Annotated in this window: 9 protein-coding genes; 2 read left to right on the top strand and 7 right to left on the bottom strand. The window is 60.9% G+C overall.

The window, feature by feature from the left end; all coding sequences use genetic code 11:
* The first annotated feature begins 33 nt into the window (after positions 1 to 33).
* A complete protein-coding gene (locus tag CBW66_RS22865; protein WP_086139367.1) occupies positions 34 to 1,764 on the top strand; it encodes a methyl-accepting chemotaxis protein in 1,731 nt (576 codons plus the stop codon).
* A gap of 10 nt (positions 1,765 to 1,774) precedes the next feature.
* On the opposite strand, the gene CBW66_RS22860 is transcribed toward CBW66_RS22865, so the two are convergent.
* Positions 1,775 to 2,917, bottom strand: a complete 1,143-nt coding sequence (locus CBW66_RS22860; protein ID WP_086139366.1) for an AI-2E family transporter — start codon at positions 2,915 to 2,917, stop codon at positions 1,775 to 1,777.
* Positions 2,918 to 3,079: 162 nt separating this feature from the next.
* The gene (locus tag CBW66_RS22855) at positions 3,080 to 4,066 is read right to left on the bottom strand and encodes a hypothetical protein (RefSeq protein ID WP_086139365.1); all 987 of its coding nucleotides are present in this window, start codon (positions 4,064 to 4,066) and stop codon (positions 3,080 to 3,082) included.
* A gap of 153 nt (positions 4,067 to 4,219) precedes the next feature.
* On the opposite strand from CBW66_RS22855, the gene CBW66_RS22850 reads away from it, so the two are divergent.
* Positions 4,220 to 4,588: a hypothetical protein gene (locus tag CBW66_RS22850; RefSeq protein WP_086139364.1), complete on the top strand. Its 369-nt coding sequence runs from the start codon at positions 4,220 to 4,222 to the stop codon at positions 4,586 to 4,588.
* Here CBW66_RS22850 and CBW66_RS22845 read toward each other — a convergent pair.
* The 5 genes from CBW66_RS22845 to dnaA all read right to left on the bottom strand — a co-directional run bounded on the left by CBW66_RS22845 (position 4,567) and on the right by dnaA (position 12,340).
* On the bottom strand, positions 4,567 to 5,628 hold the full coding sequence (locus CBW66_RS22845; RefSeq protein WP_086139363.1) for a diguanylate cyclase: 1,062 nt from the start codon (positions 5,626 to 5,628) through the stop codon (positions 4,567 to 4,569). The two genes, CBW66_RS22850 and CBW66_RS22845, sit on opposite strands and share 22 nt — an antisense overlap.
* A 205-nt stretch (positions 5,629 to 5,833) precedes the next feature.
* Complete coding sequence (locus CBW66_RS22840; RefSeq protein WP_086139401.1) at positions 5,834 to 6,766, bottom strand: helix-turn-helix domain-containing GNAT family N-acetyltransferase; 933 nt, start codon at positions 6,764 to 6,766, stop codon at positions 5,834 to 5,836.
* A 144-nt stretch (positions 6,767 to 6,910) separates the two neighbouring features.
* Entirely contained in the window at positions 6,911 to 9,409 is a 2,499-nt protein-coding gene (gene gyrB, locus CBW66_RS22835; RefSeq protein WP_086139362.1) for a DNA topoisomerase (ATP-hydrolyzing) subunit B, read from the bottom strand.
* Between the two features lie 155 nt (positions 9,410 to 9,564).
* Positions 9,565 to 10,671 (bottom strand): DNA polymerase III subunit beta, encoded by a 1,107-nt coding sequence (gene dnaN / locus CBW66_RS22830; protein ID WP_034754341.1) that lies wholly within the window; start codon positions 10,669 to 10,671, stop codon positions 9,565 to 9,567.
* A gap of 274 nt (positions 10,672 to 10,945) precedes the next feature.
* Complete coding sequence (gene dnaA, locus CBW66_RS22825; protein WP_076569276.1) at positions 10,946 to 12,340, bottom strand: chromosomal replication initiator protein DnaA; 1,395 nt, start codon at positions 12,338 to 12,340, stop codon at positions 10,946 to 10,948.
* Positions 12,341 to 12,898 lie beyond the last annotated feature (558 nt).

Raw genomic sequence — 12,898 nt, 5'->3', positions numbered from 1 at the left:
CAGGCTTGGTTGCGCCCTTACCAAGGAAATTGCATGCTGTCGAATATAACAATAAAAATGCGCCTGATTGCCACCATGAGTGTGCTGGGTTTGCTGATCGCCTTGCTGGGCGTCATGAGTATCATCAGCCTGAAATCGGCCAACAACAGTCTCAACGAGGTCTACAGCAATCAGCTGGCCTCGACGCAGGCGATCGGCGAATCGCAAATTGCCCTGGGCCGCGCGCGGTTCACGATGGACCGCGTGATGGTGCACCCGGATGCGCCGGATGCCAAGGATACCCTGGCCCGCGCGGAACAATTTCTGGAAGCGTCCAACAAGTCGTGGAAGGTGTACCTGGCCTTGCCGCAGAGCGCGGAAGAAAAGCGCCTGTCCGACGACATGGACAAAAAGCGCAGCGATTACATGAACAATGGCGTGCTGGCCATGAGCAAGGCTTTGCGTGAAGGCAATATCGCGCAAGCGGACGGCTTGATGATGACGGGGCTGACACCGCTGTACCGCACCCTCGACCAGGCGGCCGAAACCTTGACGCAATACCAGGCCAGCTCGGCCGCCAAGATGTATGCGGAAAGCCAGGCCAGCTACCGCATGCAAGTGACCATGGCCATCGGCGGCATGATAGTGGGCGCCTTGCTGACCATTATTTCCAGCTTCTTGCTGCTGCGCGCCATCTTTGGCCCGCTGGACCAGGCCCTGCGCCATTTCGGCGCCATTTCCGACGGCAACCTGGCCAATGACATCGTCATCACGCGCCACGACGAGATGGGCGCCTTGCTGACGGGCTTGCAGAAAATGCAGGAACGCCTGTCGACCACCGTTCGCGGCGTGCGCGACGGCAGCGGCGCCATTGCCACGGCCAGCAATGAAATCGCCTCGGGCAACCTGGATCTGTCCAGCCGCACGGAACAGCAAGCGTCGAGCCTGGAAGAAACGGCCTCGTCGCTGGAAGAGCTGACCTCGACCGTCAAGCAGAACTCCGACAACGCGCGCCAGGCGAACCAGCTGGCCGTCTCCGCTTCGGACGTGGCCGTGAAAGGCGGCGCACTGGTGGCGCAAGTGGTCGATACCATGGGCACCATCAGCGAATCGTCGAAAAAGATCGCCGACATTATCGGCGTGATCGACGGTATCGCCTTCCAGACCAACATCCTGGCCTTGAACGCGGCCGTGGAAGCGGCCCGCGCCGGCGAGCAGGGCCGTGGCTTTGCCGTCGTCGCCACGGAAGTGCGCAACCTGGCGCACCGCTCGGCTTCCGCCGCCAAGGACATCAAGATGCTGATCGAAGCGTCGGTGCAGAACGTGGGCGCCGGCAGCGCGCTGGTCAGCCAGACGGGCACGACGATGGACGAGATCGTCTCCAGCATCCGCCGCGTGACGGACATCATGGGCGAAATCAGCGCCGCCGGCCGCGAGCAGGAACTGGGCATCGGCCAGATCAACCAGGCCGTGGCGGAGATGGATACCGTGACGCAGCAGAATGCGGCGCTGGTGGAAGAAGCGGCAGCCGCTTCGGAAGCGATGCAGGAGCAGGCGGCGGCGCTGGCCGAAATGGTCAGTATTTTTAAACTCGACGCCAGCCACAGCGGCCCGGCAGCGGCCAAGCCCGCCTTGCGCAAGCCTGTCGTGGCCGCCGCCAGCACGGCCTTGAAACGCCCGGCCTTGCGCCTGACGCCAAGCCGTACTGCCTCGGCAGCCGCTCCGGCGCAGCCACGTGCTGCCAAGCCCGCTGCAGACAGCAGCGGCGAATGGGAAGAGTTCTAATCTAGCGAGCTTACAGGGCCACCTTGCTGCACTGTTCCTGCAATAGCGCCGCCTCGGCCAGGGCCTGGGCGCGCGCTTCCTCTGCCGCCTGCTCCGCTTTTTCCAGTGCATCATGGCGCGCCTGCAAGGCCGCGCGCGCACGGACGAAGACGATCTTGATGGCCGCCATCACGGGTACGGACAGGAAGATGCCGACCACGCCCCCGAGCTGGTCACCGGCCAGCAAGCCGACGATCACCATCAGCGGGCTCACTTCCACGCCTTCGCTCATCAAATACGGGTTGACCACGTAATCCTGGAACAAACGGTAGGCGGCGATAAAGCCGATCAGCCAGAACACGTGCTCGAAGCCGCTGAAACCGGCCACGACCACGGCGATGACGGCCGCCGCCAGCGGACCTGCAAACGGGATGAATTCCAGCAAGGCGGCCGCGCCGGCCAGCAGCAGGCTGTACGGCACGCCCATCAGCGAAAAGGCGATGCTGTAGGAGACAAACGTGGCGATCGACAGCAGCAGCAGGGCGCGTACATAGCGCGACAGCAGGATGTCGAGGTCGTCGATGATGGCGCCCCAGAGTTTCTTGTTCGGGCGGTTCAGCAGGGACAGCAAGCCGTCGCGCATGTCCGGGCCTTCCTTGATCAGCAAAAAGCTCAGCACGGGCACCAGCACCAGATAGATCAGGTTGCTGGCCGCATGCATGACGGTCAAGCCCAGTTCCTTCGCCAGCGGCATGGCTTGTCCGGTGCCGCTGCTCAGCTGCGTCTGCATGAAGGACAGCAGGCGCGCGCGCAACGGCTCCATGAATTCCGGCAACGGGATGCGTTCGGCAAAATTATTCCCCTTGAGCAGGGTCGGCAGCTGATCGCTGAGCTTGATCGCCTCTTCCTCGATGCGCGCGCCGAAGATCGAGCCCAGCACCGCCACCAGCAAGATCACCACGAGAAAGACGATGCCGATGGCGGCCGTGCGCGGCAAGCGCTTCGGCCCATGGCGTTCCAGCAGCCCGATCAGCGGATACACGAGGTAGCTGAAGAAAATGGCAAAGACCACCACGATCAGGGTCGACGCGACCTTGTAGGTGAGAAAGAGCAGGAAGGCGATGAGGAACGCCGTCCACACCATCTTGGCAACACGCAAGTTAAAACCGAACATATGAATTCCTTAGGGAAGGATGCGACGCAAGCGTGGCTGGCTTGAAGGGCAGGGTGGGCAAGGCAGGGATGAGGCCGCGCCGCACGGCCGGAAATCATACCGCAAAATGCCAAAATGCCATGCTCTTGTGCGTAATGGCAATGCTTTCCCTGTTCGCTTTCCTTATTTTGTCCGCCAGCTTGCCACGGTAATGAGCACGCTGTCCTTCTTGCCCGGTTCGCGCAAGGTCACCGTGTAGCGGCCGCTCGTATCGCTGCCGGTGAACACGACCTTGTCGTCATGGCCCTGCACTTGCGCGCCCTTGGCCAGCTTGGCATAGGTGTTGAGCACCCAGTGGAAATCGGCATAGCTGCGCAGGGTGATGCTGGCATCGGGCAGGGGCTCGTCGCCGGCCTCGGCCGCTTCCGTGGGCGTGCGCATGGGCAAACCGGCGAGGCCTGCCGGTGCGATGAGCTTGCCGCCGCTGGCGCTGCTGTTCAATTCCGCGCTCGGCAGCAACAGGTGCAGCAAGCCGGGGGGAAAGCCGGGCGGCACGTCGCGGGGCTCCCAGCCGGGCTGGCCGGGACGCGTGGTGATGTATTCCACCGCAGCAATGCTTTGCCGCTGTTCCGGCGCAGCCTGTGCCAGCATGGGTGGCAACTGCCGCGCCCACACGAGCAGCGGCGCGGCCATCTCGTCCTCCGCGCCCGGCGGTACAAACACCGTCAGCACGGCGTGCGTGGACGGCAGGCATGCGGGGACGGCATCGCCGATGGCGGCCTGGCAATGACCGTTGACGAGGCCCAGCGCCAACAGCTTGCGTTGCGGATCGAACAGCATCGCGGCGCGCTGCGCGCCGTGTGCATCGGGGTTGATGGACGCCAGCACGGAACGCCCGTCGGGCAGCATGGTGCGCTGGATATCTGGCAGCGAACGCATGCTGTCGAGTACCTGGAGCGCGACCAGGGTATCGCCCTGCGTGTAGTTGCCGCGCGCATAACCGAGCAGCTTGAAGACGCCGGCGCGGATTTGCGGATGCTCGTTCAGGCTGAGCGGCGGCGAAGGCACGGAGACGGGCACGGTGGCGGCCACGAAGGCGGCGTCTTCGGCAGAAATGGCTTGTGCCATGCTGGAAAGCGGCAAGCACAGCGCGGCGCACAGTGACAGCATGTGCAGAGTGATTTTTCCTGGGGTGTTCAATGGCCATCCTGGTCGAAACGCCAGGCCGGTCCGGTTGCCGGCATGCGCGCGCCGCGATCTTAGCATTTCAGGAATGAAACGCTTTCTGCTAAGCTAGTCTATTGAATCACTGTCCCGTTTGCCATGGCCAAGATCACCATTTCCTGCAGTATTCCTGTTGACGATGAGGTCGTGACCGCGTTCTTGCACAAGTACGTGCTCCACTCGCGTGCCGGCGCGGCCAGGAGATTGCGCATGGGAGAGAAGGGCTGTTTCTATACCTGTTCTTTGTACCTGGACGACCATGCCAGGGTCAGCCAGCTGATCCGCCGCATGCTGGCCTTCTTTGAGAGCAAGAACATACCCTTGACCATCCTCAAGATCGGCGCGCAGGACAGTTGGGACGAGGTGGACCCCGAGCAGCGCGAGCCGTGGAAGATTGCGCCGCAAGCACTGCTGGCGCTGCTCGATGCAGTGCCGGACGCCGGCGTTCAGGCGGCGTTGAGCACGTAACGGTTCTTACCGCTTTTCTTGGCCTGGTACAAGGATTCATCGGCGCGCCGGTAGCTGTGCGACAAGTCCGCTTCCTTGATCAGTTCCGCCATGCCGATGCTGACGGACACCTTGCGTTCCGGCACGAAAGCCGCCTCGACGCTGTCGACCAGCTGCGCGGCAAAGGCGCAGGCCGCGTTTTTTTCGCCCAGGTAAATGACGGCAAACTCCTCGCCGCCCAGGCGGCCGCACAGGTGCTCGCCCGACAGCCCCGCGATCACGTCGGCGATCTTTTTCAGCACGTCATCGCCCACGTCATGGCCGTACACGTCATTGATCTGCTTGAAGTCGTCGATGTCGATCATCAGGAAATACGCGGGCGTGCGCGCCGTGCGCTGCAGGGTGCGGGCGCCTTGCGTAAACATGCGCCGGTTGTTGAGTCCGGTCAGGCCATCCTTGTAGGCCATCGTTGCCAGTTCGCACTGGGCCCGATAGTTATGAATGCGCAAGACGAGAAAATAGATATTCAGCGCCAGGCCGATGATCACGCTGATGGTGACGGCCAGCACGGGCCAATGCTGGTCGGCCTGGCCCGCATGCACGGGAAACTGCCCCAGCCCCAGGATGGCCCACACGCACAGCGACACGCCCAGGTAGTAGGCGATGCCGCTGAAGATGGGCGCCGTTGTCAGGGTGATCATCACCCCCAGCGGCAATACCCAGAAAGCGGGGTCTTCCGTGCCCAGCATCAGCACGCGAAAGCTGAAAGCGATGAACAGCACGCTGATGGTGCCGCTGGCGATAATCGCCTGCAAGGACTTCGCATACACGGTCAGCAGCAGCCCCACCAGCATGCCCGTCACGCCCAGCGCCGCCTGCGCATGCTCGAGCGAGGCGCGCGTCAAGGTCAGGCTGAACGTGACCAGCCAGCACGCCAGGCCAAACGTCAGGATGGCTATCGAAATGAAATGCAGTTCCTTGAAAAAGCGCTGCTGCTGCTTCCGTTCTCCTGAAAAGAACAGGTAATAGAAAGCAGGAGACAGGCTGCGCGAAGTGAACATTGCATTCGTCCAGGCAGACAACACGCCTTGCGGCAGGGACGCCTCCCGGCAACGGTAGGCGACATGGCGCGCGTACAAAACTAGTTGCGCTCAGGAACTAGTGTACTGGTTTCTTGGGGGGATGGGGGATCGGGGCGCGGAAAACGGCGGACAGTGTCCTGCTGCCGCCACAGTCGCTTCCACTCCCGGCGCCGGCAAGCGCTGCCTACAGGTCGCGCGCCAGTACCTGGCCGATCAAGTCCTTGCCAAAGCTGCGGTGCGCCTCTTCCTCGACCAACTGGAAGCCGGCCCTGTCGTAGAGGCGGCGGGCATCGGTGAGGATGCTGTTGGTCCACAACACCATTTTCGTATAGCCGACCTGGCGGCTGAAGCGCAGGCATTCATCGACCAGGCGGCTGCCGATGCCCAGGCCACGCGCGCAGGGATCGACGTACAGCAGGCGCAGCTTGGCCGTCGCGTCGTCCTGGCGCACGATGAAGACGGAACCGATCACCTTGCCGTCCTTCTCGGCGATCCAGCAGCGTTCACGGACAGGATCGAATTCCCGCACGAATTTGGCGAGGATCTCGGCAACGAGTGCCTCGTACTCATTGTTCCAGCCGTATTCCTGCGCATACAGCACGGCTTGGCGGTGGATGATCCAGCCCATGTCGCCCGGCTGGGGATTGCGCAGGATATAGTTGGGCGATGAGCTGGGCGTTGGCTCCCCCAGCAAACCCTGGATTTGGTCCATGGCAGCGACCAGCTCCTGCTGCGCCGTCGGCGGCAAGCGTTCCAGCATGGCGGCCACTTCACGCCGCGACGCCTCGACCAGGGGCGCGAGGGTGCTTTGTCCCTGTTCGGTCAGCTGCAACTGCGCCGCGCGCGCATCCGTGGGCGAGCGCGTCTTGGCGATCAGCCCCTGTTTTTCGAACCCGGCAATCACCCGGCTCAGATAGCCCGCGTTCAAGCCCAGCTCGCGGCACAGGTCCGCGCTGGTCAATTGCTCCCGGTGCGCCAGTTCGTAGAGGATGCGCACTTCCGTCAGAGAGAATGCGCTGTCCAGCAGGTGTTCATGCAGTACGCCAATCTGGCGCGTATAGAAACGGTTAAACCGCCGCACGATCTCCGTGCGTTCACTGAATTGATCGGTATGCATGTGGACGCCTTCCATTTAATTGCTTATGGCAGATTATTGATTGCTTTTGGCAAGCATGTCAATGCGGCGGCAGGATATAGGTGCACATAAAAAAAGCGGCCCCGAGAGGGCCGCCTTGGCTGCAACGCAAACCAGCAAGCTGGCTTACACGTCAATATTCCCCGCGCGCAACGCATTGTGTTCGATGAAGTTACGGCGTGGTTCCACATCGTCGCCCATCAGGGTGGTGAAGATTTGATCTGCCGCAATGGCGTCTTCGATCTGCACTTTTAACAAGCGGCGCACGGTGGGGTCCATCGTCGTTTCCCACAGTTGGTCCGGATTCATCTCGCCCAGACCTTTGTAGCGCTGTTTCGAGACGGTGCGTTCGGCTTCGTCGCGCAGCCATTGCATGGCCTGGTGGAAGTCGACCACGGCGATTTCCTTCATGCGCTCGCCTTCGCCGCGGCGGACAAACGCGCCTTCGCCGATCAGGCCTTCGAAGGTGGCGGCGCCGCTGCTCAGCACGGCGTAGTCCGGGCCTTGCACGAAGTCGGCATCGATGGCGCTGACTTTGATGTTGCCGTGGTGCATGCGCTCGATGCGCAGCATGTGTTTTTCCGACAAGTCATCGGAACGCACATGCACTTTCACGGCGCTGTCGTTGATGGCCGTCTGCAGGGCCAGGGCGGAAGCTTCCGCCAGGTCCAGGGTGGACAGGTCCAGCTGCACGCCCGTCATGATGGCCGTCAGGGCGGCGCGGTCGATGACGCGTGTCAGACGCGTCATGATGGTGTTCGACAGGTTGAACTTGCGTACCAGTTCCGTCAGGGTCTCGCCGGAAATGCCTTCCGCGCCTTCGCGCGGCACCAGCACGGCCGTGTTCAGCGCCACCGTCATCATGTAGCTTGCTTCCTCGGCATCATCTTTCAGATAGCGCTCGTCGCGGCCCGCTTTCACCTTGTACAGCGGCGGTTGCGCGATGTAGATGTGGCCGCGCTCGACCAGTTGCGGCATCTGGCGATAGAACAGGGTCAGCAGCAGGGTACGGATGTGGGCGCCGTCGACGTCCGCATCGGTCATGATGATGATGCGGTGGTAGCGCAGTTTGTCGACGTTGAATTCGTCCGGCCCGATCGAGGTGCCGAGGGTGGCGATCAGGGTGGTGATCTGCTCCGACGACAGCATTTTCTCGAAACGGGCTTTTTCCACGTTCAGGACTTTACCGCGCAGCGGCAGGATGGCCTGGAACTTGCGGTCGCGCCCCTGTTTTGCCGAGCCGCCTGCCGAGTCACCCTCGACGATGTACAGTTCGCACAGGGCGGGGTCTTTTTCCTGGCAGTCGGCCAGCTTGGCCGACAGGCCCAGGCCATCCATGATGCCTTTGCGGCGCGTCAAGTCGCGGGCCTTGCGGGCCGCTTCGCGGGCGCGCGCCGCTTCGACGATCTTGCCGCAAATGATCTTGGCGTCGTTCGGTTTTTCTTGCAGGTAATCTGCCAGGGTCTTGGCAACGATTTCTTCGACAGGACCGCGCACTTCGCTCGATACCAGCTTGTCTTTCGTCTGCGACGAGAATTTCGGTTCCGGCACTTTCACCGACAGGACGCAGGTCAGGCCTTCGCGCATGTCGTCGCCGCTGATTTCCACTTTCGCCTTCTTGGCGAACTCGTGTTCATCGATGTATTTGTTGATCACGCGCGTCATGGCCGCGCGCAGGCCCGTCAGGTGGGTACCGCCATCGCGTTGCGGGATGTTATTCGTGAAGCACAGCACTTGTTCATTGTAGGCATCGTTCCACTGCATCGATACGTCGACCGAGATATTCGTGCCCTGGTCCGACAGGCGCTCGCCCGTAGCCTGGAAAATGGTCGGGTGCAAGACCGACTTGGCTTTGTTGATGTATTCGACGAAGCCGCGCGTGCCGCCTTCGAAGGCGAAGATTTCTTCCTTGCCCGTGCGCTGGTCGGACAACTTGATGTTGACGCCATTGTTCAGGAAGGACAGTTCGCGGATGCGCTTGGCCAGGATTTCGTAGTGGAATTCCACGTGCGTGAAAATCTCTTCGTCGGCCCAGAAATGCACTTCCGTGCCGCGCTTGTCGGTGTCGCCGATGACCTTGATGGGCGACACTGCCACGCCGTCGCGCATTTCGATTTCACGGTTCTGCGGCACGCCGCGCACGAATTCCATGAAATGCACCTTGCCGTCGCGGCGGATGGTCAGTTTCAGCAGTTTCGACAGGCCATTCACGCAGGATACGCCCACGCCGTGCAAACCGCCCGAGACCTTGTATGAGTTCTGGTCGAACTTGCCGCCCGCGTGCAGTTCCGTCATGACGATTTCCGCCGCCGAACGCTTCGGATCGTGCTTGTCGTCCATTTTCAGGCCGGTCGGCACGCCGCGGCCATTGTCGGTGATCGAGATCGAATTGTCGCTGTGGATGGTGACGTGGATTTCGGTGCAGTGGCCGGCCAGCGATTCATCGATGGAATTGTCCAGCACTTCGAAGACCAGATGGTGCAAGCCGGTGCCGTCCGAGGTGTCGCCAATGTACATGCCCGGGCGTTTGCGTACGGCTTCCAGGCCTTCCAGGATCTGGATGGAGGCGGCGCCGTATTCTTCCGTTTTGGCCTGGATCGGGGTGTCTTGTGGATTCTCGGACATGGACTGCTTTCTCAAATAACGATTACTGATTGATTCGGGACTGCGGGCTTACATGCCGTAGGTCGGATTAGCGCAGCGTAATCCGACATGCCACGGCAGCAGATCGGGTTACGCCGTTCCGGCTAACCCGACCTACTTTGAGGCGCCAGGTATTCTTATATCCGCATCGGCATGACAACGTACTTGAAGTCGGCATTGTCCGGGATGGAGATCAGGGCGGACGAATTCGAGTCGCCCAGCGCGATGTTGACGTACTCGCATTTCAGGTTGTTCAGCACGTCCAGCAGGTACGTGACGTTGAAGCCGATGTCGACGGAGTCGCCGCCGTAGTCGATTTCCAGCTCTTCGACAGCCTCTTCCTGGTCCGCATTGGTCGAGCTGATCTTCATGCTGCCCGGGGTGATGATGCAGCGCACGCCCTTGAACTTGTCGCTGGTCATGATGGCGGCACGTTGCAGCGAGCGCAGCAGTTCATCGCGGCCGATGGTGAAGTCGTTCTTGTAGCCTTTTGGAATCACGCGCGTGTAGTCGGGGAATTTGCCTTCCACCAGCTTCGAGATCAGCTCGATGTCGGCAAAGGTCAGTTTCACCTGGTTGGCGGCGATGTCCAGTTGCACCGGCTCATCGTTCTCTTCCAGCAGGCGCTGCAGTTCGATGATGGTCTTGCGCGGAATAATCACTTCCTGGCGCGCGAACGTCTGCTCGGTGGCGACCTGGCAAAACGCCAGGCGGTGGCCGTCGGTGGCCACGGCGATGACGTTATTGCCATCCAGAACCAGCAGCAAGCCGTTCAGGTAATAGCGGATGTCTTGCTGCGCCATCGAGAAATGCACCATGTTGAACAGGTGCTTCAGCGTTTTCTGCGGCAGGGTGACGGACGCGTTGTAGCTTTCCGCTTGTTGCACGGTTGGAAACTCTTCCGCCGCCAGCGTTTGCAGGGCGAAGCGCGATTTGCCCGTTTGCACGGTCAGGCGCTTGTTGAGCAGGGTCATCGTGACGTCGCCCGATTCGGGCAGGGCGCGCAGGATGTCGAGCAGCTTGCGCGCGGCCACGGTGGTGCCCGTAACGTCCGCGCCGGAGCCGATTTCCGCGTGCGTGGTGATCTGCACTTCGGTGTCGGTCGACAGGAAGGAGACATTTTCACCGTCTTTGCGGATGAGGATATTGGCCAGAATCGGCATAGTGTGCCGACGCTCGACAATACCGCTCACGATCTGCAGTGGCCGGAGAAGGGTATCTCGGGTGGTTTTGACCAATTGCATATTTATCCTCAATGTATAGGTTGAACAGTACGACGTTTAACGTATTAATTTAACAATTCTTGCCATGGGGAGCCCCGACAGACCGGCTGCGGCGCCCTCCCAGATAATAAGGGTAAAGCACGTTTTGAGCCAGTCTTGCCCAGTCGTGCTTGCGACGCCTGACAAAACCGTAGCGAGCGGCAGTGAGTCGTGGCCGAGACGCGGAGCTGTGCTTTAGCACAGTGAGCATCGGAGGCCGCGAATCGCGACGCGCAGTAGATTTGGTCAGGCGTTCTTAGCCTTTCAATGTTTGCTCCAGTACATGCAATTCATGGTTGCATTCCGGATTCTTGGTGCGGTCCAGCGCGATCTTGCGCACGGCATGCAGCACCGTGGTGTGGTCGCGGCCGCCGAACAGCTCGCCGATTTCCGGCAGGCTCTTCTGTGTCAATTCCTTGGCCAGGTACATGGCGATCTGGCGCGGCCGGGCGATATTCGCGGGGCGGCGCTTCGAATACATGTCGGCCACCTTGATATTGAAGAAGTCGGCCACCGTTTTCTGGATGTTTTCCACGGAAATCTGGCGGTTCTGCACCGACAGCAAGTCCTTCAGGGCTTCCTTGACGATATCGATGGTGATGTCCTTGCCATGGAAGCGCGAATACGCGAGGATCTTGCGCAGCGCGCCTTCGAGCTCGCGCACGTTCGAGCGCAAATGCTTGGCGACAAAGAAGGCCACGTCGTCCGAGAAGGTCACGCCTTCCTGCTTGGCTTTTTTCAGCAGAATCGCCACGCGCATTTCCAGTTCCGGCGGTTCGATGGCCACCGTCAGGCCAGAGTCGAAGCGCGAAATCAGGCGGTCGTCCATGCCCGTGATTTCCTTCGGATATGTATCCGAGGTGATGATGATCTGTTTCTTCGCGGCAATTAATGCCTCGAACGCATAGAAAAACTCTTCCTGCGTGCGGCTCTTGCCGCCAAAGAACTGAATATCATCGATCAGCAGCATGTCGAGCGAGTGATAGTAGTGCTTGAAATCGTCGAAACCCTTGCGCTGGTAAGCGGTCACTACGTCGCGAACGTACTGTTCCGCGTGGATGTAGCGGATTTTCGCGCCCGGGTTGTCGGCCATTACCTGGTTGCCGATGGCATGGATCAAGTGGGTCTTGCCAAGGCCGACGCCGCCGTAGAAGAACAGCGGGTTATACGACACGCCCGGATTGTTCGCCACCTGGATGGCGGCGGCGCGCGCCAATTGGTTGGCTTTACCGGTCACGAAGCTGTCGAAGGTCAGGTCGGTGTTGATGCGGCTCTGCTCGCGGCGCGGCGCGGCGCCGATGCTCAGTTCCGGCACGCTGGGCTGCGGCTCCGCCGGGCGCGCGCTGGGCGCGCCGCCATTCGGATCGCTGGCCGGGGTGCTGGCGGCAACGGGCTTCTTCGGCAAGGCCAGGCGCGGGTCGAGCACGAACTGCACTTCCGTCGGCGCTTCGAAATACTGTATGGCCAGCGCGGTGATGCGGCTGGCGAACTGGGTCTTGACCCAATCGAGCTTGAAGCGATTGGGCGCAGCAATGCGCAGCTTGCCCTCTTCGTAATCGAGAGGGATAAGCGGTTTGATCCACGCACTGAATTGTTGCGGTGTCAGCTCCAGTTCCAACTGCGCGGAACAGGCCTGCCAGAAATTATCCATGTATGTCTATGTGAAAAGGTGTGGGAGGGCGTATCGATTCTGCCCTGCGGTCACCGTGTTGCAAGGCCGGCGTCGCGCGAGGGCTCGCCACACGTAACGCGCTATTCTACTCCCGACTGACAAAGTTATCCACAGGCACGACGCTTATTTTTCTGTGGCGGGGTGGGGCGCCATGTGTATAAGAAGCGACTTATCCCCCGGTTATCCCGTCACAGGCAGTGCTGGCGCGGCCTGCGGCGCAGGTGGGGAGCCGCGCGGAAATTTCCAGGCGATCACGGCAATCCTTGACAAGAGGGGGGCATATGCTGAATAATTCAGGGTTCCCCGCCCGTATTCCGTGTTTATTCATTTGGAACGACAATATGGACTAAGCGTGGATTAACGACGCAGTACCAAATCGTAGCGAGCGGTGATGAGTTGTGGCTGAGGCGCGCAACTGTGCGAAGGCACAGTGAGCACCGGAGGCCGCAAATCGCTCCGCGTAGTCGATTTGGTGCGCGTTCAAGCGGGCGATGAGATTGGCCAGCTTGTGCCTTGGCATAAGTGCGCGATTGTCAT

Source organism: Janthinobacterium sp. GW456P (genome assembly GCF_002127655.1).
Classification (GTDB): domain Bacteria; phylum Pseudomonadota; class Gammaproteobacteria; order Burkholderiales; family Burkholderiaceae_D; genus Janthinobacterium.
The sequence above is the reverse complement of the archived record's forward strand: the minus strand, read 5'-3'. Positions and strand labels throughout refer to the sequence as shown.